This is a genomic window from Enterococcus avium (assembly GCF_002891025.1).
GTDB lineage: Bacteria > Bacillota > Bacilli > Lactobacillales > Enterococcaceae > Enterococcus_A > Enterococcus_A avium.
Genome location: NZ_NBSL01000003.1, coordinates 266,458 through 291,959, shown reverse-complemented (window position 1 = coordinate 291,959; position 25,502 = coordinate 266,458). Strand labels below are relative to the sequence as shown.

Here is a 25,502-nt window from a genome sequence, read left to right as displayed (position 1 = left end):
TTTGATCTTTTTTTTGTTAAAAAACGCGGACCTTTGGCCAAGGGAAATCGAAGATCACAAAAAATAAATTTTTGGAGGATTAAAAAATGGATAACCACGATGTGGCACAACGAATTTTAGAAGATGTCGGCGGGAAAGAGAATATTTCCAGCTTGACCCATTGTTTTACTCGTTTGCGCTTTGTGCTAAAGGACAAAAGCAAAGCAAATAAAGAAGTCATTTCAAATTTGGAAGGGGTCATCCAGGTTGTTGAGGCAAGCGGGCAGTTTCAAATCGTCTTAGGGAATAAAGTTGAAAAGATCTATGATGAACTGATGCCGATGGTGGGTGAGTTAGAGGAAACGAACAATGATGATGGCGAAAAAGTTGGTATTGGGACGAAAATTTTAAATACAGTAGCCGCAATCTTTACGCCAACGGTTCCGGCAATCGCAGCATCAGGTATGTTAAAAGGGATCTTAGCCGTCGCAGCATTGATTGGGCTGAATATGTATGGTGTCGATATTAAAACATACAACACGTACATCATTTTAAACGCAGCTTCTGATGCACTCTTTTATTTTATGCCGATTATTTTAGCACGTTCAGCTGCGAAAGTTTTCAAAACCAACGATTATATCGCTATGATTTTAGGAGCGACGCTTTGTTATCCGGCAATTGTTGATTTAATGACAGGTGAGAATCCAGTGACCTTATTCGGTATCGGAATTACACAAGCAAATTATGTATCGTCCGTTGTGCCGATTATTATTGCTGTTTTTGTTTTGGCATACGTAGAGGGCTTCGTCAAAAAAATCATGCCGGAAGTATTAAAAGTCATCATGGTTCCAACGTTGTCGTTATTGGTGATGGTGCCGGCAACCTTAATGATTTTTGGTCCAATTGGTATTTATTTTGGTAATGTAGTGAACTGGGCGTACTACTATATCATGGGGTTGAGCCCAATCTTATTAGGCGCCTTCATTGGTGGAATCTGGTGTGTGTTGGTTATCTTTGGTGCGCATCGGGCGATTATTCCGATCGGGATCAACGATGTAGCCAAAACCGGGCGTCAAAATTTACTAGCTTTTGCTGGAGCAGCTAATTTTTCTCAAGCTGGAGCAGCTTTAGGGGTATTTTTGAAAACGAAAAATAAAAACTTAAAAACAGTCGCAGCTTCAGCAACGGTAACTGCGTTGTTCGGAATCACTGAACCGGCAATTTATGGCGCCAATTTACGTCTGAAAAAACCAATGATTTATGCCGTGATCAGCGGGGCGCTGGGCGGAGCATTGATGGGCTGGGGAGGCTCTTATGGAAATGCGTTTGCTAACCAAGGAGTGTTGACGATCCCAGTATACGCAGAGGCAGGAACGAAAGCCTTTGTTTGCTACCTGTTAGGATGTTTAATTGCTTTTGGCGGTGCTTGTATTATGACGGTTGTTTTAGGGTTTAAAGATCTTCCAGAGGAAAATGCAAAGAAGGTTCAGGAAACATTGACGGATGCGGTGAAGGAAGCGATTAACGATGATTTGGTATTTGAGGACAGTGATTTAGTCGTAGATTCACCGGTAGAAGGTCGGACAATTTCCTTAGCGGATGTCCCAGATGAAGTTTTTGCTTCTGGAGCAATGGGCAAAGGAATCGCCGTGTATCCAAGCAAAGGTGAGATCGTAGCGCCAATGGATGCAACGGTCAGTGTACTTTATCCAACCATGCACGCCATCGGCTTAACATTAGATAATGGCGTTGAGATGTTGATTCATATTGGAATTGATACAGTGAATTTGGATGGGAAATTCTTTGAAAAGCATGCGAATGTTGGAGAGCATTTGACTAAAGGACAGCGAATCGTTTCCTTCAATATGCAAGGAATTGAAGCTGCGGGATATGACTTAACGACATCAGTAATTATTACGAATTCGAATAATTATGTAGCGATTGGTTCAACCAAAGATAATCATATTGAAACAAACAGCAGCTTATTATTTTTGCTGACGAATTCAGCAATTTAAACAACCCAAGAAGTGCAGATGAGCTGTATTCTGATAAACATCATGTATTTGAAAAAGTATGAAGGAGCTAAAATTATATGAAAAAATTTGATGAAAACTTTTGGTGGGGAGCTTCTTCCTCAGCCTTTCAAATAGAAGGAGCTTGGGATGAGGACGGCAAAGGGGAATCTGTTACTGACCACAATTCATTTACCCGTTCTGCTCAACAGGCGGACACAAAAGTAGCGAGTGATTTTTATCACCGTTATGAAGAAGATATCAAGCTGATGAAAGAATTAGGATTAAAAACGTATCGCTTCTCGCTTTCATGGGCGCGCATTATTCCTGATGGAGACGGTGAAGTGAATGAACGAGGAATAGCCTTCTATAATAAGGTCATCGATTGCTTGATTGAAAATGAGATTGTTCCTTTTGTGACCTTATATCATTTTGATTTACCTTATGCGCTTGCTGTAAAGTATAATGGATGGGAGGCACGAGCTTGTGTGGATGCTTTTAGACGATATGCCCAAGTATGCTACCAAGCGTTTGGTGATCGAGTGAAGCACTGGCAAGTGAATAATGAACAAAACTTGATGATTCGCGTGGACGAACGAATGAATATGTACGATGTGAAGCCAGAGGACCGAGAACGTGTTCGGGCGCAAATGGATTATCACATGTTTGTGGCTCATGCCCATGCGACGAATGATTGCCATGAAATGATTCCAGGCAGCAGCATCGGACCAGCAGTTTCATCAACGATGACCTATCCGGCTTCCAACAAGCCGATGGATATTTGGGCAGCTAAAATGAATGATAATTTTAAAACAAATTATGCGTTGGAAATGTATTGCTTCGGACAATATCCTGGTTATTATCAAACTTATTTAGAAAAGGCAGGCATTGCACCAGTTATACTACCGGAAGATAAAACGATTCTTAATGCGGCAAAACCAGATTTTATTGCGCTGAATTACTATCGGACACTCGTAGCTAGCTATTTGCCAGCTGATGAAACGCACCCATTCGGAACCCGGGAAAAAGATGTTGATTTTGATCTGTATGGATACTTCCGAGTGGAGAAAAACCAACATTTAATCGCTACAGAATACGGTGCACAAATTGATCCAATGGGGTTACGGCTGGTCCTGAATGAGTATTATCGTCAATTCCGATTACCGTTGATTATTACTGAAAATGGATTAGGGACAGCGGATGTGTTGACTGAGGATGGAAAAATTCATGACCAATATCGAATTGATTATCTTCGCGATCACATTGCAGCTTGTTATGATGCGATTCAAGACGGAGTTGAATTATTCGGTTATTGTCCGTGGTCAGTGATGGACATATTAAGTTCCCATCAAGGCTTTAAGAAGCGTTATGGATTTATTTATGTAAATAGAGCGGATCACGATTTAAAGGATTTAAGACGAATTCCTAAGGATAGTTTTTATTGGTATCAAAACGTGATTCAAAATCACGGGCTGACAGATTAGAGAAAAGATAAGGCGGTGAGCCAATGCAGGTGCTAAAAGTGATGAATAATTCTCTCGTTTTAGCCTTAGATGAAGCAGGGACTGAATGCATTTTAATGGGAAAGGGCATTGGGTATAACAAAGCGATCGGTCATGAAATACAAGACGATGAAATCGAAAAGGTGTTTATTTTAACAGATAACAAAATGCTAACCAACTTTGTTCAATTAGCCAGCACCCTGGATGATACCTATATAAACTTGGTGAAAAAGATTATCGATCATGCCGCTACCAGCTATCAAATAGAGGTAAAAGACTACCTCTATTTGTCTTTATCCGATCATATCTCATTTGTCGTAAAGCGTCTCAAGGAGGGAAACGTAGGTGAAAACTTCAATTATCCTGATGTGATGCTCTACCACAAAAATGAATATCGTATCGGCAGGTATGCAGTGGATTTAATAAACAAAGAGCTTCAAATTCAACTACCAGATAGTGAAGCTACAGCCATTGGACTTCATTTTGTTAACGCCAAGCTGGAATCTTCCTCCCATCAGAGAGATCAGAGTATTACCAAACTGATGAATAATTTTGAAAAAATCGTTCAAAGAATCGTAGGCGGAAAAATAAACCGTGATACCTTTACTTATTCTCGCTTTTTGACCCATCTAAACTATTTCAGTGAACGAGTCTATGAGGGAAATCTCTTTCCTGATGAGGATAAGGAAGAGCTGTACCAAACGTTAGCCGTAAAAATGACCAAAGAAGTTGCTATTATCAGAGCCTTTGAAATTTTTATCTCTAAGGAATACGGCTTGGATATCACAAAACAAGAGAAAATCTATTTACTCGTCCATCTTCATCGAATTGTGGAGGAACAGGAACGAGAAAGGGAAAAAAGTATTTGAAATAACTAAATGGATTGTTTGGGAAAAATCGTTGATCAATTCTAGATCAGAGAAACAAATTAATCGTGGTTCAACTATCGGAAGTGGTAGTTGAATCACGATTTTCTGTATTTTTATAGTGAAACATTTCCGTCAAGTAAATGATCTTCCCCAACAGAGTCAGTTCATATTGCAAAGTTTTAGCTCTTGTAGGTTGGCACTTAGGAAACGACAATCAAATGAAATACTAAAGATAATTCCATATAGAATAATCTTGAATAGAATTATTCTGAATGGAATAAATATTACGCACTAACGGCTAATGATATACATTTTCTCACAACGGTCAATTAGATCATAAATCTCATTGCAATCCGTCTTCTTAAGATAGTTCATTGTATCTGCTAAGGAACTTAGAATAGTTGACTTGGAAGCAAAGGTTAATTTCTGCGGGAACTGGTGAAATGAGTAAACGCTATGGGTTTATTTATGTGGATCGTGATGACCAAGGAAGGGGATCGTTAAAACGCAGCAAGAAGAAATCATTTGACTGGTATAAGCAGGTGATAGCAAGTAACGGAGAGAATTTAAAATAACGGTTTAATGATCTGTTTTTCTAGAGATTATAATTGATGTTTTTTGTTATTTTAAAATTATTCTGTTGACGATTCAAAAAAAGAATAGTAGTATTTTTCGTGAATTGAATAGTATTCTTCGGGGCAGGGTGTAATTCCCGACCGACGGTGACAAGGCGTGCCTTGAAGTCCGTGACCCGCATTTTTTGCGGTTGATCCAGTGTGAGTCTGGAACCGACAGTTAAAGTCTGGATGGGAGAAGAAAAACTTATCTGAAATATGATGGGGAAGGTCTATCCTTTTTTCATTATGGTTTCTTTGAGTTTATCTGTTACGGCCTCGTGTATGTGCTTACACGAGGTCTTTTTTTTGGCAGTTTTTCTTCCTGCTTCAGCAGGTTAGAAAAATGCTATGCGTAACGAGAATAGAATTATTTTTCCCGTTTTTTGAAAAAAATAATACGATAAAGCGAAATAGCTGTTTGGAAAGGAGGAATTGGTATGCATGAAAAATTTATGCGGCTTGCGATCAAGGAAGCGTTAAAGGGCAAAGGCAAAACCTTTACGAACCCCTTAGTTGGCGCAGTGATTGTCAAAGATGATCAGGTGATCGCAAAAGGCGCGCACTTAGCTTATAGTCAGCCTCATGCTGAAAAAAATGCGCTGACATCATGTGAAACTCCCGAAAAACTATTAAATTCAACACTCTATGTCACGCTGGAACCGTGTCATCACTATGGCAAGCAGCCGCCATGTACCCAAGCAATTCTAGAAAGTGGGATCAAACGGGTAGTCATCGGACAACTTGATCCGAATCCCCTCGTGGCAGGAAAGGGAAAACAGTATTTAGAAGAGCAAGGGCTTGAGGTGGTTACAGGGGTTTTAGAGGAGGAGGTTCGAAGTCTGAATCGTCATTACAATTTTTATCATGAGCAGCAACGGCCGTTTATCACGTTGAAGCAGGCCATGACCTTAGATGGGAAAATTGCGTTAGCTGGTCAAAGAACACCCTTAACAGGAGAAGAAGCATGGGAACGAGTTCGTAAAGAACGGGGGGATTATCAAGCGATTTTGATTGGAAGTCAAACCGCTTTGATCGACAATCCAACCTTAGGAACGACCGACGAAGATAAATTTCCTCCTTACCGAGTGGTCTTGGATCGAAAAGGAGAAGTATTGGCCCATAAGGAACTCGCACTTTTTCAAGCTGACAGCAGTCCGGTGCTCATTTTCACCGAAAGGGATGAAGAGATTCCTCTGCCTGAGCATGTCGAAGTCATTCGAAATCAGGCTCTTTCCCTGTCTTTTGTTGTGACAGAATTAACCAAAAGAAACCTTCAATCCCTTTATGTTGAAGGCGGTGCTGCTATCCATGATGCCTTTTTAGCAAGCGGCTATTGGGATGAGCTGGTTACCTATCTTGCGCCGAAAATTATCGGCGGGAATGGCACAGCTAGTTTTACCGGCACACGCTTAGTGGAGCAGGTGACTGCACTAAGCGACATATCAATTGAACAATTGGGATCAGACATTCGAATCGCCGGAAGGAGAGTGTAGCAGATGTTTACAGGACTTATTCAGGAAAAGGGCAAACTGACACGAATCATTCCTCGTGGAAGGACCATTCTGTTAACCTGCCGAGCGTCTAAAAAACTACTAGCAGATTATCAGATTGGCGATAGTATGGCGATCAATGGTGTGTGCTTGACCGCTGTCAAAAAATCAGAGCAGGAATTTACGGTTGAAATTATGCCAGAAACGTATCAACGAACGTCTTTTTCAAAGGCAAAAGTTTCTGACGAAGTAAATTTGGAACGTGCGTTAGCCTTCAACGGTCGAATTGAAGGTCATTTTGTCGCTGGACACATCGACACAACGACCCGCTTAGTCGAAAAAAGAGTGTTAGAAAATGCCTTGATTTTAACGTTTGACTACCCAAGAGAATTGACTGGTGAAATTATTTCTCAAGGCTCGATAGCAATTAATGGTGTAAGCCTGACCGTAACAGAAGCCACGAATCGCCTGTTTTCTGTGAGCCTGATTCCCCACTCGAAGGATCAAACCAATTTGGGGAGTTTACAGCGAGGAGAATTGGTCAATATTGAAACGGATTTGTTAGGAAAATATGTCAAAGCCCAAAGAAAGGACACGTCGTATGAATAGAGAAAAAATCGAAGCCGCCATTGAACAGTTAAAAAAGGGTCAACTTGTGATTGTAGCAGATGATGACGATCGTGAAGCAGAAGGAGATTTAGTAGGAATTGCAAATCTAGCGACTACTGAAACGGTCAACTTCATGACAAAACATGCTCGAGGATTGATCTGTGCACCGATCTCCGAAAAAATTGCTCAACGATTGCAGCTTTCTGAGATGGTCGAAAGAAATACCGACAGCTTCGGGACAGCCTTTACCGTAAGTGTTGATCATCAGTCAACGACAACTGGGATTTCAGCGGATGAACGAGCAAAAACAATCAAAGCACTAGCCGATCCCCAGGCAAAAGGAACAGATTTTAACAAACCGGGGCATATTTTCCCTCTGATTGGGAAAGCTGGAGGCGTGCTTGTGCGAAGAGGACATACTGAAGCCGCGTTAGACTTGGCGAAAATGACGAATCAAAGTGAAGCGGCCTATATTTGTGAGATTTTAAATGCCGATGGCTCTATGGCCCGCCGTCCACAGCTGGAAAAACTAGCAGCAGAATGGCAGCTGCCAATGATCACAGTGGAAGAACTAACGCTCTATCTGACAGCACAAGGCAGGACGACGGTTCAGCTTCCAACTGAATACGGGTCCTTTGAATTAACATTGTTTGAGGATGGACAACAGCGAGAGCATTTGCTTCTTTCAAAGGGTGATATTTCAAACTCAGAACAGCCATTGCTGGTGCGGCTTCATTCGGAATGTCTAACCGGAGATGTCTTTGGCTCTCATCGCTGTGATTGTGGTGAGCAGCTCCATGAAGCGATGCGCATGATTGAAGCAGAAGGAATCGGCGCGATCCTCTATTTGCGACAGGAAGGAAGAGGCATTGGCTTGAAGAATAAGCTGCGCGCCTACCAGCTTCAGGAACAAGGTCTAGATACCTATGAAGCCAATGTCGAACTCGGTTTTGAACCCGATGAACGGGAGTATCAATTTGCTGCAGAAATATTAGCTTCTTATGGTATCAAGGAGATTCGCTTGTTAACCAATAATCCGGAGAAGGTGAAAGAACTAGAAGAACGAGGCATCCACGTTCACCAACGGGTTCCATTAGAAACAGCCCCTTTAAAGGAAAACAGCGCGTACTTAAAAACGAAAAAACAAAAATTTCATCATTTATTATCGATTTAAGAAAGGGAGAGAAAAAGAATGCCACAATTTGAAGGAACATTTGACGGTCAAGAAATCAAGGTAGGAATCGTTGTTGCACGCTTTAACGAATTTATTACTTCTAAACTATTAAGCGGAGCGATGGATAATTTGCTGCGGCATGGTGTAAAGGAAGAAGATATTGATGTCTATTGGGTACCAGGAGCCTTTGAGATTCCCTTTATCACAAAAAAATTAGTAGCAAGTGGAAAATACAGCGGTTTGATCACCTTAGGCGCGGTGATTCGCGGAGCCACCACCCATTATGAACTGGTTAGTAATGAAGTCGCAAAAGGGGTGGCCCATATTGGTCTAGAGTCAGAGATTCCCGTGATGTTTGGCGTATTGACCACAGAAACGATTGAGCAGGCTATCGAAAGAGCTGGGACCAAAGCCGGGAATAAAGGAGCGGAAGCAGCGCAGGGCTTGATTGAGATGGTGACGTTGAATCAAAAACTCTTTGGTTAACAGCACATAGTCATTTTGAACGAAAATCGTCCTCGTGGAACAATAATAATAGGAAAGCGTAAATTCTTTTCTTTCCTAAACGTACAGGTTCATGGCGAGGGAAGAAGCAAAAAGGGGATTCTGATGAACGTGAATTTGATATTGTAATGGAGAACAAGAAAGAGCAAAAAATTTTGATTGGTGAATGCAAATGGCGCAATCAATTGAAGACGGTGAAATAAATTAAAAAATTAATGAGACATGCATCCTATTTACCAGGATACGATGAGTATTACTTCTATTTTTTCTCAAAAGCGCCTTATCCAGAGCAAGCACGTGAACTAGAAAAAATCCACGAAAACCTCGTATTAGTGACGATTGATGATTTGTTTGATCAGAAGATCATTGCGCTTCATTGAATGGGATGAATACAAGAGGTTGGTGATTTTTATAAGTCATCGTTGTTTCTTAGAATAGGTTGTTGCCTAGTATAGGAGACTCCAAAAGCTCCAGAAATTGACGAGTGTCCGTCGTTTCTGGAGCTTATAAGGTGAGTTCCGATGTTCACCAATTGTTTGATATAAACTAACACTTTAACTCTTTTTCTCCCATTTTTCAAATAAGATTCAACTTGAAAGCTTTACAAATTAAATTTCTTCGCCATTTGATGCAATCACTTGTTTATACCAATTGAAGCTCTTTTTCTTATATCGGTTGAACGTTCCATTTCCGAAATTGTCAGCATCTACATAAATGAAGCCATAGCGTTTGGAAATCTCTGAGGTAGACATACTAATAATATCAATCGGTCCCCAAACGGTATATCCGATTAAATCCACACCGTTTTTAATAGCCTTTCCCATTTCATTAATATGACTGCGTAAGTAATCAATTCTTTGAGTATCCTCAATCTCGGTAGTCCCATCAGAGTGCTCTTGAAGTCCGATACCGTTTTCTGCGACGAATAGTGGAAGTTGGTATCTATCATAAAGCTTTTCCAGTGTGATCCGAAGTCCGACTGGGTCAATTTGCCATCCCCATTCGTTGCTTTCAAGATAAGGGTTCTTAACACCATTCACCAAGTTGCCTGTTGTGAGTTCAGTATCTTCATCAATTTTATGTTTAGAAAGAACAGTCATGTAGTAGCTGAAGGAAAGGTAGTCGATAGTGTTTTCCTTCAGTAGCGTCTCATCTGTATCTTCCATAATAAGATTAATATCATTTTCTTTAAAGAAGGCTTTTATGTAGCTTGGATAATAACCTCTCACTAAGACATCAGAATAAAAAAGATTTTTCTGATCGTCCTTGATTGATTCCAGGACGTCAAGTGGATCACAGGACGCTGCGTATCCTTCTCGGCGCGCTAACATGCCCCCCATTTGTGCATTTGGAGAAATATCTTTTAGTATTTTTTTAGCCATTGCACTGGCCATAAAAAGGTGGTGAATCACTTGGTATTTATCCGTTTTTTCGTCCTTTATATAGTCCGTTGGAACAGCGCCGCCTACATAAAAACTATGATCAATCACATTTATTTCATTAAAGGCCATCCAATACTTGACCGAATCTTTGAACTCAGATATGACTGTCTCACAATAATGAGAGAAAAACGTCAGCATTTTTCGATTGATCCAACCTCCATACTTCGTAGCAAGATATGCAGGTGTTTCATAGTGGGAAAGAGTAACGATTGGTTCAATATCATACTGTTTTAACGTTCGGAATACGCGATGATAAAAATCCAAACCGGCTTTGTTCGGCTCTTTTTCATCACCTTTAGGGAATATCCTTGACCAAGAAATAGACATCCTTAGCGCTTTAAACCCCATTTCAGCAAATAAAGCAATATCCTCTTCGTACCTCTCATAGAAATGAATGCCCCATCTCTTAGGATAAATATCCTTTTTATCGGCTAATCTTTTTTCTATTTCCTCAATTGATAATTCATCGAAAGCAGCATATTTAGCGTAATCTTGATTTTCATAGTATGGAGCAGTATCTGCTACCGATGAACCGCGCCCATCCTTGTCCCAAGAACCTTCTGATTGATTTGCGGCGATAGCCCCACCCCATAAAAAATGTTCAGGGAAAAAAGTATCTTTTGCCATATTTTTACCTCCTTATCGTTATTTTAATCTTAAGACAAGGGAATGTTATAATCAATGGAAATTGGGCTAGGGTGCAAATGTTGTCCCCTGTATAAAGCAGGGTGCATATTTTGTCCCCCGACAGAAATGAAAAGAAAGTATGCTGTTAGTATAAAGAAATTGTTCTTTATAGAAATCGTTTGTGTAACTTTCGACAAATAGTATGAAGGAGGAAAAATATGAATTACCAATCAGTTTCTCAGGCGTTACTGGATGTTATTAAGATCGAAAACATTCGTAACATCACACACTGCGCAACCAGACTCAGAGTGAATGTCAGAAATATCGACCAGATCGACACAGAAAAGGTTGAACAAATTGAAGGGGTCTTAGGTGTCGTCAAACAGGGTGATACGCTGCAAATTATTTTTGGCCCGAATGTCCAAGGAGTCTACGATACGTTTAATCAATTATATGAGTCAAAAATTTCTACAACTAAAAGTAAAGAAGAAGATTCTACCAAAAGTAAAGAAGGACCATTTTCTAGAGCGCTGAGCTTTTTAGCCGCCGCATTTTTACCTACGATGCCAATCGTGGTTGCTGTGGGACTAATATCTGCAATTCTTAATATTATCATTCTTGCGACTAGTTTATCAGCAGAGTCACCTACCTACGAATTGATCAATGCAATCGCATCTACGGGTTTCTTTTTCCTTCCGCTCTATGTCGGTTATGGAAGTGCGAAGCAACTGAATATCAATCCTGTTTACGGCATATTTTTAGGGGCGGTATTACTAAATGAAGGAATTAACGGAGTAGAAGGTCTGAGTCTTTTTGGTCTGCCCATTGTCGCAACCACGTATTCTTATACCGCGCTTCCGGTGTTATTGGGCGTGATTATAATGGCTCAAACGCATAAACTTATTTATAAAAGAATTCCAAGCTATTTTAAAGAGGTCTTGATTCCATTAATTGTCATTACAGTCGGAACACTTGCTACGTTGCTGTTAGTAGGACCTTTAGGAGTCATTTTAGGAAATTGGATGACTGCTGGATTTGTATTTATTCATGATAAAATTGGTTGGCTGGCTCTGGGATTAGTTGGTGCACTATTTGGCTTTACGGTACTTACTGGAACAAACAAAGCGCTGGTTCCGATCATGGTTACTTCTCTCGCTGCTCAAGGGTATGATACATTCCTTATTCCTGCGATGCTTGGTACCAATATCGCGATTGCTATGGCCACTTTGGCTGTCGCTTATCTTGAAAAAGATGCGACGAAAAAAGGGACACAGCTGTCAGCCGGAGTGACTGGTCTTATGGGTATTTCAGAACCATCCTTATTCGGAGTGCTAATCAATGATAAACAGGCATTATACGGCTCGATGATCGGAGGAGCTATTGGAGGGGTAGTGGCAGGTATAACGAATTTGGCACAAAACTCAATTGTTTCAGGCTTACCCGGATTAGCAACAATGGTTATCTCGAAGGCTCCATATACGGGTCTATCGAATATGTACGCAGGCATTTTAGTCATTGTCGTATCAGGAGCTGCAGGATTTTTGGCAACGATTTTTTTAAAAAGAAGAAAATTGAGCAAAGCATAAGATATGACCACTTAATTTCAAAACACACAAAAAGAAGCTGGGTGATAAAACTATCCATCAGCTTCTTTGTGTGTGTGTTTTTCTTCCTTATCGATATTTGCGTATTCATAGTATAAAAAGTCAAAGAACAAATTTGTCGCGTATCTTCTGTTTACGACCTCTTCCTTGACCGTTTCATTTGAAATTTGATCCGTAAAATTGTAAAGAGTGCTGTCTGTTAATCGGATAATGTCGGTAAAGACTGAGTGAGTATATTGATTATTCAAAGTAACAAGATAGATCGGACACGTCATTTCTTCCAGATCTGTAACAATCGAATGCGCCATGACACTGCTGGAGGATAGGACGATGACTACATCATTTTCTTCTATTTGTATGTCGCTATCCTTCTTGTAATTGATGATGATATCCCAAAAAGAGTTAAATCTCAAAAATTGCATTTGCATATCCTCTACCATTCGTGTTGTTGAAGTAGAGGTAAGCCAGTAAATATTTTTAGCATTATGCATGACTTTCGCCAATGTTCTAATTTTCTCAAGAATCTTAGAGTTATTATTCAAAAAGAATTTCTGAATCTCATTTATTTGCTGAATGTGTTCTTTTACGTAGTCTTTTCTATCTAGTTCCTTTTCAAACATACTGATATCGTATGGGATCGTAAACTCATTTTTGAAATCCAAAAAACTCTCATGATCCAGTTTTGAGAAAAAACGCCGAACAGTGGCTCTTGAGACGTGACAATCCGCAGAAACATCGTAAATATTGATGCTTTTTATATCATCAAATCGCTTCAGAAAATATTTTGATAGTATTTTCTCCGTTGAGTTTGTCGGCGATTCATTGTACAGCCTCAGTAATAGTAAAAACGTTCCATATCTTTCAACTGACATTTTATTTCCCTTTCCAAAAAGTATTCTGCTATCATTTTATCATTTATTTTTGTTTTTCTGAGAAATAAATGGGAGGAAATACGAGCAGGTGGAAAGAGTGTTGTCATGTTACAAGAAGGGGAAATTATATCAGACCAACAACTGACGGATTTTGCACATTATTTATCATTCAAGCCAGACTATATTTCCCCACGCAAAGACAACCCAATTACAAGTCCACTTCAGCACTTGCAATTGGCTTCTCTTTTTTATTGTACATTGTTCTCTTGATCATCCTTAGCAGGAAAATCCCCGACATCCCGTTCAAAAACTCGCAGCCATTTCTGAAGCCATGCGATTTTTAGACCAAAGGCATGGGCATTTTCTAAGATCGAACCGATCTCGTACAGAATCAGAAGAGCAGTCCAAATCAAGGCGACATTGATAGGCAGTGCGATGCCAACAACAGGAGCGAGTTTTTCTAATGCTGCGGCGCAAATAATGGTTGAAAACGTGATGAACTTGGTAAATAGTCCGTATAGATTGATAGAGGAAACCCACGTATGGCTTTTCAGTGCTTTAGCGTAGCCAGTAAAAAGGTCTAAGCCAACCATCGTCAAAAATACACCCATGATCGGGACACTTCCGCCAAATAAATAGTGGACGAACGTTCCTCCTGATAAAATTGTTAAAACAGTCATTTCAAATTCCTTCTTTCATTTGATTTAATCAACACCTACGATCGTAACAGTAGGTGTCATTTGTCCTACGCGAAATAGAATGGAGCAATCTAACTACTAGATTCATGATTCGCTGGGTCGTCTTTATTCCGCTGTTTTCGCCTGAACATTCGTTGGAGCAGGCCTTTTTTGTCTTTTGCTTCTTTCCTTGTTGGCTGTTCAGTCGATCGTTTGACAGGTGCGGCTACAGTTGCTGGATGTGCGACGGGTTCATTCGTTTCTAACGATAATTGTGTTTTACTAAATGGCACAATCGCCACAGGAATCTGGAGCGGCACGTGTTCGGATTCCTCCTGTTTTTCTGACACTTCAAAACAGCCAACCTCTTCACAGGTCGCTTCATAAAACGGTTCAGTTTGATCCACATCAATCTCGTTTTTCAGGTCAAACAGCGTGGTTACCTTCGTAGAGACAAACTTTGCCGTGACAACAGAATCAAATAGTTTTACGCCGTCTTGTTCAAAAAGGTCTAAGGTCGTTAATAGTTCGCAAGCTTCTTTGATTTCTTCAGCCGACAAGCTCGTATCCACGTCCTGATAGGTCCAGTTGTGTTTCTTTCGGTCACTGTTAAAAAAAGTTGTGACCAATTTTGTAGACTCAGTAATCATTTTTCATTTCTCCTTTCATTCTTTCTACGTAGGCTTTGATTTTTTCAAGGCTCCGTATTTTCTTCAGGTCGTACAAATGAAACCAATGAACGAGCGACAGACAAGACTTTCTTGCCAAAATTTCTCAAAGGGAAGACCCTCATCGTCAGCCGTTTCCATTCAGGCGCCGCAAAGTAATCCTGAAAATAATAAAAGAAGCGCTTCATGGTACGTGTTGCTTTGGTGTTCATAAACAAATAGCGGACAAGATCGCTAAGAATGTTCGCGAACTCCTGCGCACCAAGTCTAAAACGGATGCGTAAAGCCATAATATATTTGATCGTTAAGCTGCTGTTCTGGGTTTCTTGATAATAGGTCATGATTCGTGCCTCAAGTGTCTCGGGTTTCAGTGTAAAAATCTGTTGGTGCGTTAAAAGTGGTTCATTCATGGATCTTATCCTCCTTATTTGTTTTAAAGTAATAGAGAAGAGCGGTACGTCTACCGCAACTTCTCAAGTTCCTTTGTTTTTTTAGTCAAATGTTGTTGCTACGATTGTTCCTGTGTGTTATCAAATAGGATCGTTTCAGTTGTTTCCACATATTTCGCGCTTTCGACCGTATGGAAGAGATCGGCGCCGTCTTTATGGAAAAGCTTGATGCCTGTCAGACGTTGCAATAAGCTTTTGACTTCGCCTGCTGTCTTGTTGGGATCAGGGTTGTTCAGGCTCCAGGTTTGTTTTTTTCCTAAGCTGGTTGTAAAGGTTGCGACAAGTTTAAACATCTAATTTTCTCCTTCCTTATTTGGTATACCGTGATTGGCTGGTTAGGATCACGCCGTCTAGGTTGCTGTCTTCTGGTGAAAGTTCTGTCAGGATGGCGCCAAGTTCTAGCACCGCTTCTTCGGTTGGTTCGTCGATGACATTTTGGAAATTCACCTTTCTTAATTTGTCTTCACCTGCGTCGATTTGTACTTGTAATTTGTTGCCGATTTTTTGTTTCATTCCTCCGTTATAATATTTTTTTGTTCCGGCCGGTGACTTAACGATAAAGGTGAAATACAAACTCGGTCAAAACCGGCAAAATTACATTTGGGGGTCAAAATTGCAGGTGTTTTCATTCGATTTTTTAGCTAAATCCCATAAGAACGGGCTTTTACTTTGTGAAAAATGAAAGAAGGGTGCAATTTTCATAGCCTCATGCAATTTTGCCTACTTTGACACATTTTGGGTTTTATGCGTGGAGAAGTAATGTTGATTTGATAGTGTTTGTAGAATGGAAACATCTTCTAAAAAAACTAAACATTTTTATTTGGCTTAAGGTTTTCTTAATGAATAAAGGAGAAAGTTGAAATGAGGAAGGTCTAGAAATAGTGTCGTGATTTAAAAAGATGACGGCTCCAAAAATTCAAATGGAGGCTTATTTTGACGGTTATAAGGAGTTAGAAGCTTGATAAAATTAAGGATGTACGTTATAATGTACGTGATAACGTACATGTGGAAAGAGGGGCTTGTCATGGAAGTAATCACACCAACGAATTTAAGAAAGAATTTATTTGAAACTTTGAAGGGCGTAGCAACTGATAACAGCGAGATTGAAGTTACCTTAACGAATAAAGAGGGGGTAAATGATGGAGTAATCATGATGTCTAAACGTGAATGGAGTGCGATTCAAGAAGAATTATATTTGTATAGAACAGGTACGCTTGATAATGTATTTAGCCTTATGGAAAGCGAATCTGAGGATGATTTTGAGGAAGCATAATTGAGCGATTGGAAGGTATTAGTCCATAAAGAAGTTAAAAAAAAGCATTTACCGCTGTTAGAAAAAATAAATCTGCTATCTGACTATGAAGAAATCATCGAAACGCTAAAAAAGAACCCTTATACTCAAATTAGAAATTTTGAGCAATTACGTCCAAAAAACAAGCTAATGTATTCTATGAGAATCAATGGAAAGCATAGAGTTGTTTATACGATTGATAAGAAGAATAAAGTAGTTAAGGTATATTCTGCTTGGTCACACTACGAAAATAATATGCCAAAATAGAGAAACACGAAAAAAACCGTTAGGGAAACCCCCAAGCGGTTTTTTGTGGCAAACAGGATGAAAGAATAGACGATGCAATAGATCAATCAGCTCATATGCACGTGATTTTAGAGATAGTCCTTGTTCCGATTGAAAGGTCGATTGTTCCGATGTAGAGATGTTTCTCCTAACAAAAAGAGCGTTTAGTCCCGTGTGTCGAGTCAGTATTTCCAGTAGTAGACTTTGCTCGATCGGTTTAAAGATCAAAAATATTCTAATTCCAGACTGAAGCAATGGCAGACATTCTATTTTAGCAGCTGAGATCAAAAAAATTTCATACCGCTACGCGATGAATATGGGTAGTGGCAATGAAATAGCTCGTTACTCTAAATACATTGAAAACTTTTACAATTTTTACTTTGATTTAGCTTGCTTATCTTTATATAAAGAAGAATCTGATATCAGTGATCTTATCCTATTAAGTAAATCATTTGTATCAGGGGCGGCATTTGATTATGACAAGTAGTATCAGTGAAAATTGCATCAAAAATACGATTTTAGAGTATAAAGAGATCTTTCTGTGTACTTTTTTATTTTGATCATGAGGCTCAACAACTAAGTTAGCAGCCCTAACTTTCAATCAATAATTTTTCAAGTTTAGGTGTATAGAAATTGTCGTTAACTTTATTCAAAGAAGCGTCTACGTGTAATTGATTTACGATCATATTTTCTTCTTGTGGAGAAATGTAATAGTTATACATTTTCTGGTCTGGAGATAAAAAAGTGTTGGGATGCTACTCTTTCAAAAAATAGAATGCCGCATCTAATACATCAGCGTCGATTTCAACAATGAGATTATTTGTCTGAATCAAATGAGTAGCTACAATCGGGTTTTCTTTAAAAAAAGATAGTAAGTCTTTCTCGTGTAATGCATCTTCCATAGTAAATTTTCCTAACCAAATAATTGGGTCATAATCAAATTTAGACCTAATTATTTGGTGTCTATCTACTCACAATAATAGAAGCAATGCTCTAATTTTTTTAATGACGCCATTCACAAAAGCTGGTGCAACATAATAATCTTCATCACGTAATTAAGTTACGCAAAAAGCGACGGCTCTTTTTTGAGAAAATACTTATTGACCGATTCTAATAAAACAATTTCACTCCGATAATAATAAGTTGCTGAAGAAAATTAAACCTAGATGTTCATCCAAACCAAATAAGACCAATACGATCCTTTCGTTTTGGTCTTAATCGCTATTCTTCCATTAAAACAAAGAGATAGAAACACTCATTCTTCTATTAATTCTTCTCCTGATGCTTCCTCAATACCTCACTTAAATACCTCTGATGAAAAACACCTCGATCCGTCATCCAATGCTGGAGAAGGGGACGATTCCGTAATGACAATAGAAAAGGGGTGACCGGCAATTGAAAATAATCCAGCGGACCACCTTTATAATTAAGCGTGATGGAATATTCACGCCGTAAATAACACAAGGAATAAATCGCCTTTTCAGCTTGATCCATGAAGCTGCGCTTTTGAATAGGTAGCTCGATGATCACGCCGTTTCGCAGCTCCGCAAAACAGATGCCGCGAATGGTCTGCGTCTGATATACCTCCAGCGGATTGACCCATATCCCATTCTCCGGTGATTCCAATGGACACAAGACAAAGTTCCAGTTCACAAAAGGTACCTTATAAGAAGAAAAACCGTCAATAACTTTAAAGCATCGCCGTGTCATCGAATAATCAAAAAAACGATGAGTCTGATAGAAACTCCGCAAGGTCTCTAAAGTCCCACGATCATAAAAGGAATGCTCCTCCTCCCGTAGCACTAGCGTTCCCAAATCACAAGGCGCCGATAAAAGGGCTGTAATCGGTTTCAAATCAAAGCGATTAAATGCTGGCGCATCCTCCAATAATGATAACCAATCCTCTGACATTTGTTTGTTATACAAAATTTTCCCATAATACTCTTCATTTGACATATGCATCACTCCTCAACTCTTAATGCCTCTAGTATACCTAAAAATAACTACACTATTTTGCTAAATTCTTTTCAAAAATAACGATAAATACAATTAGAAATTAAAGTAATTTAGTTTAAGTAAACATTTACATAGATAATCGACGTTCTATTTGCGGTATTATATCCTCTAAATGCGTAAACAATACTTGATGATATTTGTTATTTATAGTGAATCTTAATAATTGGAAAAACAAGTGCTTGATAACAGGTGATAAAGAACTAAGAGAGGGAATCCATAAAGAAAACACCCAAGAAAAGGACGTTTTCTGGGTGTCTGTAGGATTCATTTTTATGTGAGGCTGGAAAATGAAAAAAGTAAGAAATACAATCAAAAAGTAATAATTCTTTTTTCTTGTTTTAAATAAAAATAAGAAATCTGACAAATAACCAGAAAAAAACTATTCATATTTGTCTTCCAATAACTTTATATTACAAATTATAGGATATTATAAAAGGAATTGCAATAATAATTTAAAGATTATAGGAGGTATTTAACATTTGGTGTTAGTTAATGGTGGAAACTTACTAGAAAGTTTAATGAAAAGTAATAATTGCAGGTCCCGTCAGAAATAATCGTCAACCCAGATAGAAAGCGTGGTTATTTTATGAACAAGCAACGAATTAAAGGAGAAAACATTTATTATAGAAAAGATGGACGATGGGAAGGCCGCTATGCGATCGGCAGAAAAAGTAATGGTCGACTCAAATACGGTTATGTATATGGAAAGACGTATCAAACGGTGCGAGATAAACTGCTTCCGTTAAAACAACAAGCCAATCGGATGATCGAACTGTACGGGAAAAGTCTGATGACGTACAATGAATGGATTGTTCAGTGGAAAAAGGAGATTCGTATGTCCGTAAAAGTCTCGACATACTCGGACTATTGTTACAAGTTGTCTCGCTACTTACTTCCTCACTTTGGCGACATCCCGCTTTATCAAATCACTTCTGAACGCATTCAACAAGTGGTCGATACCTTTATTGAAGAAAAACTCTCACCAAACAGTATTCAAATCATTCATTGTTTATTGAAGAAAACTCTCAATGACGCCAAGAAACAAGGACTACTCTATCAGAACCCTTGTGAGGCGGTGCAATTACCAAAAAGAATTCCGAGAAAGGTTCGTGCATTAACGATTGAGCAACAACGTTCACTGCTAAAAGTAGTAGATAAAAGCGATGATGACAAAGATCAAGCGGTAACTTTGGCGTTAAATACCGGCATGCGGATCGGGGAAATCGCGGCATTAAAATGGACAGATGTTGATTTTAACAGGGGGATTATTTCCATCACCCAAACCTGTAATCGCGTCAAAAGTGGTGACAATCAGAGAACAATCGTTAATTATGATGCGGTAAAAAGTACAGCTTCCCATCGCATTATCCCCATGAACCAAAAAGTATGGAAGCTTTTAAAGAGGTTGAAGGAAAAGAGTGATGCAGAATTTGTCTTTTCGATTGGCGATAAAGGGTGTGAACCGAGAGTCTTAACCTATCATTTTCACCAATTGCGGAAAAAAGCAAGACTAGAGAATATCCATTTTCATCAGCTCCGCCATACCTTTGCGACCCGTTGTTTAGAGGCCAAAGTAGGGATTACTTCTGTCAGTGCACTATTAGGACATGCCTCTACGAAGATGACGTTGGATGTGTATTCTGATTCGATGCTGGAAGATCGAGTGACGGCGGTTTATGCGATTGAATCTATGGCGAGTTAGTTAATTATTATTAAAACTCACATAAATTTTAATGAAAATAACTTAATCTTTTTCTGACGGAACAACCCGTTTTTGCTTTATCGAAGTAAGCGCTAACAATCATAAGTAAAGTATAAATGGATGAAACCATTCGAATGAAACGCTAAATATTAAGAAAATATTAAGAATGAACACACATATAACTATTGTTATGTTATTTAATCGATCGCTTGTAAAATACGTCACCCGTCAAAACAAACCGTCAGGGACATTTTGATGCGTCATTCTGCGTCTTATGAAGTATTACTTTTTTTTATTTAAAACAAGAAAGAGATCAGACCGCCGAAAATAACTCGTACTGTATAAGTCTACCATTTCTTTTTGATTATTTTTCAGTTTTTTTGGTATCAATAGCGTTGGCTGTTCGATATAGATATCTCAAAAAAATAAAAAGAGGGAGAGACAAGAGATGAAGAAAAAAATAATTAAAGGGTTGATTACGACCTCATTAGTCGGAGGAATGGCTGTTGGTATGGCACCATTTGCTTCAGCGGATTCATTAGATACTGATACAACAGTCGGATTTAAAACCGACACTCATATTCCTCCAGTAACACCTCCTGGACAAGATACACTAGCCTTGTTGTGGGCACCAACTAAGTTTAACTTTAAACAAGGTCATGTGGCAGGGTCAACTGGTCCTGCAATCGCACAAAAATCGGATGTAAATTTAGCTGGTGGAAAATCTTTTGTAACTGTGCAAGATGGACGACCTACCGCTGCAAGCGGCGAATGGAAATTAACGATGAAAGCAAGCGAACTGAAAACATCAGCGACGAAAAAACTGACGAGCGCTACTTATACATTGGCAGATAAAGACGCGATTGAATATCTTGGTACTTCTTCTCCAGAATTGACAGCTTCTCAAGGTTCAGTCGATGCTGCAATCACGACTGATCCAGTTGCGGCGTTACCAGCGGATGGAGCAACAGAAGTAAAAATTGCTTCTGCGGCAACAAGTGCGCAAAAAAAATGGTCTATTCAGGTTGATGACTTGACCTTGAATGTTCCAGCAACGGATGTCGCTGCGGCAGTTGGTGGGGAAAATTATAACGGAACGATCACTTGGACATTATCTGATACTATCTAATATCGTATTTAGGGCAGGGAATCAGCCTCCCTGCCCTTTTGTCATGTAGGAGGATTTTTTGTGAGGAAAAGACGAAACCTTAAAATATGCTTCATTTTTGGAATCATGTTCTTACAATTGTTTGTTGGGACAATTCAAGGAAGGGCAGATAAGAATCAATCCAGTGAGGAAGTCGGGTACACGGTTCGCGCACTTTTGCCTGAGACACAAATTGATGCGCAAAAGTCATTCTTTTATTTTCAAGTTCGTCCAAAAGAACCGCAGACAGTCAAGGTCCGAGTAACGAGTTTGAAAAAAGAGCCAGTGACTGTACGAACAGCTTTGACGGATGCTTATACGAATGGCTTAGCGGAGATTGGCTATACCTCGAATAAGAATCTATTAGATTCATCGCTTACTGATCCGCTTTCCAAATACGTTACAATCAAAAATCCAGAAATCACTGTGGAGAATTTTGAATCTAAAGAAATTGACATTGAGGTAATGCCGACAAAGAGCTTTGCGGGAATTAAACTTGGCGCATTAGAATTCTCAACGAAAACTGAGAAGAAAAAATCTGGTATAGGAAGTTCTTATGGTTATCGCATCGGTATGATGCTTTCAGAGGATGCGGGAAAATATGAAGATGCTAAACGTTTGAACTTAGTCAATATTTTTCCAACCTTGAATCACGGAAAACGAGCGGTCGCCTTAAATTTTCAAAATCCTGATCCGCAAATCAATAAGAAGATGATTTTTGATGTAAAAATCACCAAAGAAGGAGATTCCGATTTTAAAAAGGAACTTAAAAAAGAGAACGGTCGCATGGCGCCAAATTCCAAATTCAGTTTAATGATGGACTGGGGCGTTGAACAGATTCAGGCAGGAAAATACCAAGCGAAAGTCAAGGTGGTGTCTGCTAGTGGAATATGGGAATGGGACGAGTCCTTTGAGATTTCTGGGAAGCAAGCCGATAAGGTGAATAAAGGAGCAAGCTACAATTTAACAATCCCAAATTGGATCAAATATCTGCTCATTGCTTTGGGGATTCTTTGGTTTGTTTTAATTGGTTATCTATTGACTCGCAGGAAACGTTGGAATAAAGGAGAATGATCTATTATGAAAAGGAGGCTATTCCTACTTTTAACACTTTTTATGATCGGGGTAATCCTTCCTCAGGATGTATTTGCCGATTCAAAGGAAACGGCAGTCAGTATTCAATTTGCGGAAGGAAAAGCGGATGATATTCCGATTTCAGCAGAACCAAAAGATCAGTTGCCAAAATCTGGAGGAATCCAACCTTATAATACTAAGACAAGCACGAGAAAGCTGTTACCTCAAACTGGGGAAATATTATCTTTTTCAAGTCGTCTGATTGGACTCTATCTACTTGGATTATTTTTACTACTTATCCTTGTTCGACGAAAAACGAAGGAGGAAGAGTATGAATAGAGCAAAATTAGTCACACTTATTAAACTATCAATCCTGTTCGGCTTTGTATTACAGGGACTTGCTCCTGCTTTGGCAGTAGCCGAAACAACAGGTACAAGTAATGAGAAAAAGGAAGAGACGACAGAGTCAAGTATTCCGAAGCTGTCAGAGTCGGTGGAACATGTGTTGAAGGAAATGCAAGATAAACCTGCGACAAAAAACACCACAGAGAGTATTGAAGTTCCAAAGAAAGCTGATGCTGAAAAAGAGGAACCTAAAGCTGATACAGAAGAAAAGAATAAAAATACCAAAAATTCTATTTCGCCGTTTGGAATAGGAGTTCAATCGATTAATACTTTAGATGTTGTTACTGATGGTCTTGATATGCGGGTTGGGAATGACAGTCGCTTCAAGTTGGTTAGCGTGGAAGATAGTAATAAAAACCCTTGGACGAAGGTGTTCACTATCTATTATGATAGAGCATCTGCTGATACTCCAGAGGTGGGAATATTTATTTATTGGACTAATGATGGTGGTGCAGGTAATTATCACCGCAAGATATACTATCGGACGTACAGTGATTATATGTCTGACCCAAATTTTATAGCAAATAAGTTAATTCAAATCGAAGTCTCAATTCCTGCCAATTTAAGAAATCCAGCCAATATATTCAGATACAATCCTACTAAACGTGCTCAAAATTATAGTAATGGAAAAGTTTGGGGGTATAGAACAGGAAGGGATCACGATAACAGACCACAAGAAGGGACGTTTAGTGTTAAATCAGCGAGCGGAAGTATCACACCTAATAGACCAATCAGTTTAGCCGCGGGTGGTACAAGTGTTTCAGGCTCCGCTAGTTACTCGTTAAATAATCTGGCTTTTTTTTCTGGTTCCGTACCGCCTCGGATTTACTTTTTTGAGGACAGAAATCAAGCAGCTGCTAGTATACCAAATCTTGGACAAGCTCAAGCGTATGCAGATTGTGGAGTAATGGGGTATACAATAATCTTCTCTAACAAAGCTTTGACTCGAGGAAAGACGTATTACTACAGATATGTTATTACGACAAATTATTCAGATATTACCATATATTCAGACTTCAATGACGGTTATCGAATAACCATGCCGGATATAACTTTAACTGGTAACTTAAATCGAGTGCTAAAATCTGATGGAGTGAGTGTGGATATGAGTCAATACTATTCCTTGGTAAGTCCTTATGAAGGAACTGCTACTTCTATTGTTCCAGCAAATAGCAGATTTCGCTTCTACACGAGTTATAACAACGCTGTAACAGATAATTTGTCTGGTGGAAGAGACCTCCTACCAACTAGTGTAGATACAACAAATGGACTATTACATTTATCGAATTATACTGGATTAGACCCGGGGGTAACTTATTGGTACCGCGTATTTTGCGCTGTTAACTACACGGGTATTTCTGCGACGAATATTGCACACGATACTTTAAAAGTTACCATGCCCAAACTAACATTATCTGCGCCTACTGTGACGCCAATTGCAACGACCGGCTCTATCAATGCAACTGTTACTTCCACTTTAGTAGGTTCAGGAGCGACGTACCCTGCAAATACTTCAAAGGTTTACATTTTTGATAGTGAGCAAAAAGCCAATAACAAAGAGACAGCTTCAAGAGTTCTGGAGGGAAACTTGGCTCAAAGTGGGGGCCAAATGGTGATCAACAATTTATCTGGATTGACTCCGGGGAAAAAATACTGGGCTCGTTTTTATGTAAGTTCTAACTATACAGCGATCAATCAGTGGTCGGATGTCGTTCCTTTTTCGATTCCTTATACAGTGAATGAAGATTATTACGATCTGGCAGGAAACCATATAAAAAATGAATCAGTAACGATTTCTAATGGTTCGACCTATCAACCGAGTCAGGCTGACTTTAACCACAGTGGAACGGATTATGTATACTATGGCTGGCTAAATGCTAGTGAAACACCAGGAGTGGATACACCAAGAAATTCAACCTTTACAGCAACTAGTAATACCACTGTAAAATTGATTTATTTGGATAAAAATACGGCATTCTTCTTACGCAGTGTACCGAAGTTTGATTTTGGTACAGTCACCGCCACAGATACTAATCAGGATTATTCATTGGATTCAAACCGTTACGGTGGAAGTACCGATGATTTATCGGTGGAATTTCTGGATAAACGTCCAACGTCGACGGGATGGTCATTGAAAGCTCGAATGAGTGAGTTGGAAATGGTTCAATCTCCTTCTGATAAATTAATAAATGCTAAGCTGACCATGGCTCGCAAAATGCAACGATTAGATGGCGCAAATAATTGGGGGAATACGTTACCGAGCGGAATCAATGATTACGGCGGCGGAGAGCTAACCTTAGATGCTGGGGGTAGCGAAGTGAATGTCTTAAGTTCTGGGACAGCCAGTGCCGCAGATTGTAGTGGAATCTGGCGTAACCTAATTGATTTTGATTCAGTTAAATTAAATGTTCAAGGCTCAACCGCTTTAGCAGGAGCAAAATATTCAGGAAAAGTAACTTGGACACTGGATAATACGCCTTAGGAGGA

General features: G+C 39.3%; 26 protein-coding genes, 2 pseudogenes and 1 riboswitch. Of the genes and pseudogenes, 18 read left to right on the top strand and 10 right to left on the bottom strand.

What is annotated here, in order from left to right:
- The first annotated feature begins 86 nt into the window (after window positions 1-86).
- The 10 genes and pseudogenes from AUF14_RS17070 (at window position 87) to AUF14_RS22885 (ending at window position 9,136) form a co-directional block, all read left to right on the top strand.
- Window positions 87-1,994: a beta-glucoside-specific PTS transporter subunit IIABC gene (locus AUF14_RS17070; RefSeq protein WP_102866259.1), complete on the top strand. Its 1,908-nt coding sequence runs from the start codon at window positions 87-89 to the stop codon at window positions 1,992-1,994.
- A 77-nt stretch (window positions 1,995-2,071) separates the two neighbouring features.
- Complete coding sequence (locus AUF14_RS17065) at window positions 2,072-3,475, top strand: glycoside hydrolase family 1 protein (RefSeq protein ID WP_102866258.1); 1,404 nt, start codon at window positions 2,072-2,074, stop codon at window positions 3,473-3,475.
- A gap of 23 nt (window positions 3,476-3,498) precedes the next feature.
- Entirely contained in the window at window positions 3,499-4,362 is an 864-nt protein-coding gene (locus AUF14_RS17060; RefSeq protein ID WP_102866257.1) for a PRD domain-containing protein, read from the top strand.
- Window positions 4,363-4,781: 419 nt separating this feature from the next.
- Window positions 4,782-4,937 (top strand): annotated as a pseudogene (locus tag AUF14_RS17055) (family 1 glycosylhydrolase); the annotation flags it as partial.
- 110 nt (window positions 4,938-5,047) lie between these two features.
- A riboswitch (FMN riboswitch) is annotated at window positions 5,048-5,184 on the top strand.
- Between the two features lie 232 nt (window positions 5,185-5,416).
- Entirely contained in the window at window positions 5,417-6,472 is a 1,056-nt protein-coding gene (ribD, locus tag AUF14_RS17050) for a bifunctional diaminohydroxyphosphoribosylaminopyrimidine deaminase/5-amino-6-(5-phosphoribosylamino)uracil reductase RibD (protein ID WP_102866256.1), read from the top strand.
- A 3-nt stretch (window positions 6,473-6,475) separates the two neighbouring features.
- Window positions 6,476-7,078 (top strand): riboflavin synthase, encoded by a 603-nt coding sequence (locus AUF14_RS17045; RefSeq protein ID WP_049219715.1) that lies wholly within the window; start codon window positions 6,476-6,478, stop codon window positions 7,076-7,078.
- A complete protein-coding gene (ribA, locus tag AUF14_RS17040; protein ID WP_102866255.1) occupies window positions 7,071-8,252 on the top strand; it encodes a GTP cyclohydrolase II in 1,182 nt (393 codons plus the stop codon). Before AUF14_RS17045 ends, ribA begins: the two co-directional genes overlap by 8 nt.
- Before the next feature lie 18 nt (window positions 8,253-8,270).
- Window positions 8,271-8,738 (top strand): 6,7-dimethyl-8-ribityllumazine synthase, encoded by a 468-nt coding sequence (gene ribH, locus AUF14_RS17035; RefSeq protein ID WP_102866254.1) that lies wholly within the window; start codon window positions 8,271-8,273, stop codon window positions 8,736-8,738.
- Between the two features lie 62 nt (window positions 8,739-8,800).
- Window positions 8,801-8,959 carry a DUF234 domain-containing protein gene (locus AUF14_RS22890; RefSeq protein WP_227656435.1) on the top strand — a complete coding sequence of 53 codons (159 nt, stop codon included), beginning with the start codon at window positions 8,801-8,803 and terminating at the stop codon, window positions 8,957-8,959.
- 12 nt (window positions 8,960-8,971) lie between these two features.
- On the top strand, window positions 8,972-9,136 hold the full coding sequence (locus AUF14_RS22885; RefSeq protein ID WP_227656375.1) for a hypothetical protein: 165 nt from the start codon (window positions 8,972-8,974) through the stop codon (window positions 9,134-9,136).
- Between the two features lie 228 nt (window positions 9,137-9,364).
- Here the strand turns inward: AUF14_RS22885 and AUF14_RS17025 are convergent, their stop codons facing one another.
- A complete protein-coding gene (locus AUF14_RS17025; RefSeq protein ID WP_102866253.1) occupies window positions 9,365-10,825 on the bottom strand; it encodes a glycoside hydrolase family 1 protein in 1,461 nt (486 codons plus the stop codon).
- A gap of 218 nt (window positions 10,826-11,043) precedes the next feature.
- Here AUF14_RS17025 and AUF14_RS17020 point away from each other — a divergent pair, with 218 nt between their 5' ends.
- Window positions 11,044-12,411 (top strand): PTS transporter subunit EIIC, encoded by a 1,368-nt coding sequence (locus tag AUF14_RS17020; RefSeq protein ID WP_102866252.1) that lies wholly within the window; start codon window positions 11,044-11,046, stop codon window positions 12,409-12,411.
- Window positions 12,412-12,461: 50 nt separating this feature from the next.
- Here AUF14_RS17020 and AUF14_RS17015 read toward each other — a convergent pair whose 3' ends face one another.
- The 6 genes from AUF14_RS17015 to AUF14_RS16990 all read right to left on the bottom strand — a co-directional run bounded on the left by AUF14_RS17015 (window position 12,462) and on the right by AUF14_RS16990 (window position 15,608).
- The gene (locus AUF14_RS17015) at window positions 12,462-13,301 is read right to left on the bottom strand and encodes a MurR/RpiR family transcriptional regulator (protein ID WP_102866251.1); all 840 of its coding nucleotides are present in this window, start codon (window positions 13,299-13,301) and stop codon (window positions 12,462-12,464) included.
- Between the two features lie 248 nt (window positions 13,302-13,549).
- Window positions 13,550-13,981: a phage holin family protein gene (locus AUF14_RS17010; protein WP_102866250.1), complete on the bottom strand. Its 432-nt coding sequence runs from the start codon at window positions 13,979-13,981 to the stop codon at window positions 13,550-13,552.
- An 89-nt stretch (window positions 13,982-14,070) separates the two neighbouring features.
- Window positions 14,071-14,628 carry a DUF2922 family protein gene (locus AUF14_RS17005; RefSeq protein ID WP_102866249.1) on the bottom strand — a complete coding sequence of 186 codons (558 nt, stop codon included), beginning with the start codon at window positions 14,626-14,628 and terminating at the stop codon, window positions 14,071-14,073.
- Window positions 14,629-14,672: 44 nt separating this feature from the next.
- Window positions 14,673-15,056, bottom strand: coding sequence for a hypothetical protein (locus tag AUF14_RS17000; protein WP_102866248.1), 384 nt, complete (start codon window positions 15,054-15,056; stop codon window positions 14,673-14,675).
- 98 nt (window positions 15,057-15,154) lie between these two features.
- Entirely contained in the window at window positions 15,155-15,388 is a 234-nt protein-coding gene (locus tag AUF14_RS16995) for a DUF2922 domain-containing protein (RefSeq protein ID WP_102866247.1), read from the bottom strand.
- Window positions 15,389-15,404: 16 nt separating this feature from the next.
- Entirely contained in the window at window positions 15,405-15,608 is a 204-nt protein-coding gene (locus AUF14_RS16990; RefSeq protein ID WP_102866246.1) for a DUF1659 domain-containing protein, read from the bottom strand.
- Window positions 15,609-16,119: 511 nt separating this feature from the next.
- Here AUF14_RS16990 and AUF14_RS16985 point away from each other — a divergent pair.
- Window positions 16,120-16,368 carry a type II toxin-antitoxin system Phd/YefM family antitoxin gene (locus AUF14_RS16985; protein WP_016178964.1) on the top strand — a complete coding sequence of 83 codons (249 nt, stop codon included), beginning with the start codon at window positions 16,120-16,122 and terminating at the stop codon, window positions 16,366-16,368.
- On the top strand, window positions 16,369-16,653 hold the full coding sequence (locus AUF14_RS16980; RefSeq protein WP_016178965.1) for a Txe/YoeB family addiction module toxin: 285 nt from the start codon (window positions 16,369-16,371) through the stop codon (window positions 16,651-16,653).
- 608 nt (window positions 16,654-17,261) lie between these two features.
- Here the strand turns inward: AUF14_RS16980 and AUF14_RS23175 are convergent.
- The 3 genes and pseudogenes from AUF14_RS23175 to AUF14_RS16975 form a co-directional block, all read right to left on the bottom strand.
- Window positions 17,262-17,408 (bottom strand): annotated as a pseudogene (locus AUF14_RS23175) (DUF6577 family protein); the annotation flags it as partial.
- Between the two features lie 18 nt (window positions 17,409-17,426).
- A complete protein-coding gene (locus AUF14_RS22595) occupies window positions 17,427-17,573 on the bottom strand; it encodes a hypothetical protein (protein WP_016178966.1) in 147 nt (48 codons plus the stop codon).
- A 364-nt stretch (window positions 17,574-17,937) separates the two neighbouring features.
- Entirely contained in the window at window positions 17,938-18,627 is a 690-nt protein-coding gene (locus AUF14_RS16975; RefSeq protein ID WP_102866245.1) for a hypothetical protein, read from the bottom strand.
- Between the two features lie 646 nt (window positions 18,628-19,273).
- Here AUF14_RS16975 and AUF14_RS16970 point away from each other — a divergent pair.
- From AUF14_RS16970 to AUF14_RS16950, 5 genes are all read left to right on the top strand, one after another.
- Window positions 19,274-20,389, top strand: coding sequence for a tyrosine-type recombinase/integrase (locus AUF14_RS16970; protein ID WP_102866244.1), 1,116 nt, complete (start codon window positions 19,274-19,276; stop codon window positions 20,387-20,389).
- Window positions 20,390-20,837: 448 nt separating this feature from the next.
- Window positions 20,838-21,518 carry a WxL domain-containing protein gene (locus AUF14_RS16965; RefSeq protein ID WP_102866243.1) on the top strand — a complete coding sequence of 227 codons (681 nt, stop codon included), beginning with the start codon at window positions 20,838-20,840 and terminating at the stop codon, window positions 21,516-21,518.
- A 60-nt stretch (window positions 21,519-21,578) separates the two neighbouring features.
- Entirely contained in the window at window positions 21,579-22,610 is a 1,032-nt protein-coding gene (locus AUF14_RS16960; protein ID WP_102866242.1) for a DUF916 and DUF3324 domain-containing protein, read from the top strand.
- Window positions 22,611-22,652: 42 nt separating this feature from the next.
- Window positions 22,653-22,949: an LPXTG cell wall anchor domain-containing protein gene (locus AUF14_RS16955; protein ID WP_193756251.1), complete on the top strand. Its 297-nt coding sequence runs from the start codon at window positions 22,653-22,655 to the stop codon at window positions 22,947-22,949.
- A complete protein-coding gene (locus AUF14_RS16950) occupies window positions 22,942-25,497 on the top strand; it encodes a WxL domain-containing protein (protein ID WP_102866240.1) in 2,556 nt (851 codons plus the stop codon). Before AUF14_RS16955 ends, AUF14_RS16950 begins: the two co-directional genes overlap by 8 nt.
- The last annotated feature ends 5 nt before the right edge of the window (window positions 25,498-25,502 follow it).

Bases quoted from the DNA above. Each gene is read 5' to 3' on its own strand.
- AUF14_RS17015 (WP_102866251.1), bottom strand. From the start codon at position 13,301: ATGTCAGTTGAAAGATATGGAACGTTTTTACTATTACTGAGGCTGTAC.
- AUF14_RS17020 (WP_102866252.1), top strand. From the start codon at position 11,044: ATGAATTACCAATCAGTTTCTCAGGCGTTACTGGATGTTATTAAGATC.
- AUF14_RS17005 (WP_102866249.1), bottom strand. From the start codon at position 14,628: ATGATTACTGAGTCTACAAAATTGGTCACAACTTTTTTTAACAGTGAC.
- AUF14_RS16950 (WP_102866240.1), top strand. From the start codon at position 22,942: ATGAATAGAGCAAAATTAGTCACACTTATTAAACTATCAATCCTGTTC.
- AUF14_RS16975 (WP_102866245.1), bottom strand. From the start codon at position 18,627: ATGTCAAATGAAGAGTATTATGGGAAAATTTTGTATAACAAACAAATG.
- AUF14_RS17065 (WP_102866258.1), top strand. From the start codon at position 2,072: ATGAAAAAATTTGATGAAAACTTTTGGTGGGGAGCTTCTTCCTCAGCC.
- AUF14_RS16965 (WP_102866243.1), top strand. From the start codon at position 20,838: ATGAAGAAAAAAATAATTAAAGGGTTGATTACGACCTCATTAGTCGGA.
- AUF14_RS16995 (WP_102866247.1), bottom strand. From the start codon at position 15,388: ATGTTTAAACTTGTCGCAACCTTTACAACCAGCTTAGGAAAAAAACAA.
- AUF14_RS17045 (WP_049219715.1), top strand. From the start codon at position 6,476: ATGTTTACAGGACTTATTCAGGAAAAGGGCAAACTGACACGAATCATT.
- ribH (WP_102866254.1), top strand. From the start codon at position 8,271: ATGCCACAATTTGAAGGAACATTTGACGGTCAAGAAATCAAGGTAGGA.
- AUF14_RS17000 (WP_102866248.1), bottom strand. From the start codon at position 15,056: ATGAATGAACCACTTTTAACGCACCAACAGATTTTTACACTGAAACCC.
- AUF14_RS16985 (WP_016178964.1), top strand. From the start codon at position 16,120: ATGGAAGTAATCACACCAACGAATTTAAGAAAGAATTTATTTGAAACT.
- ribD (WP_102866256.1), top strand. From the start codon at position 5,417: ATGCATGAAAAATTTATGCGGCTTGCGATCAAGGAAGCGTTAAAGGGC.
- AUF14_RS17025 (WP_102866253.1), bottom strand. From the start codon at position 10,825: ATGGCAAAAGATACTTTTTTCCCTGAACATTTTTTATGGGGTGGGGCT.
- AUF14_RS16955 (WP_193756251.1), top strand. From the start codon at position 22,653: ATGATCGGGGTAATCCTTCCTCAGGATGTATTTGCCGATTCAAAGGAA.
- ribA (WP_102866255.1), top strand. From the start codon at position 7,071: ATGAATAGAGAAAAAATCGAAGCCGCCATTGAACAGTTAAAAAAGGGT.
- AUF14_RS22595 (WP_016178966.1), bottom strand. From the start codon at position 17,573: ATGGAAGATGCATTACACGAGAAAGACTTACTATCTTTTTTTAAAGAA.
- AUF14_RS16990 (WP_102866246.1), bottom strand. From the start codon at position 15,608: ATGAAACAAAAAATCGGCAACAAATTACAAGTACAAATCGACGCAGGT.
- AUF14_RS16970 (WP_102866244.1), top strand. From the start codon at position 19,274: ATGAACAAGCAACGAATTAAAGGAGAAAACATTTATTATAGAAAAGAT.
- AUF14_RS17060 (WP_102866257.1), top strand. From the start codon at position 3,499: ATGCAGGTGCTAAAAGTGATGAATAATTCTCTCGTTTTAGCCTTAGAT.
- AUF14_RS22885 (WP_227656375.1), top strand. From the start codon at position 8,972: ATGAGACATGCATCCTATTTACCAGGATACGATGAGTATTACTTCTAT.
- AUF14_RS17010 (WP_102866250.1), bottom strand. From the start codon at position 13,981: ATGACTGTTTTAACAATTTTATCAGGAGGAACGTTCGTCCACTATTTA.
- AUF14_RS17070 (WP_102866259.1), top strand. From the start codon at position 87: ATGGATAACCACGATGTGGCACAACGAATTTTAGAAGATGTCGGCGGG.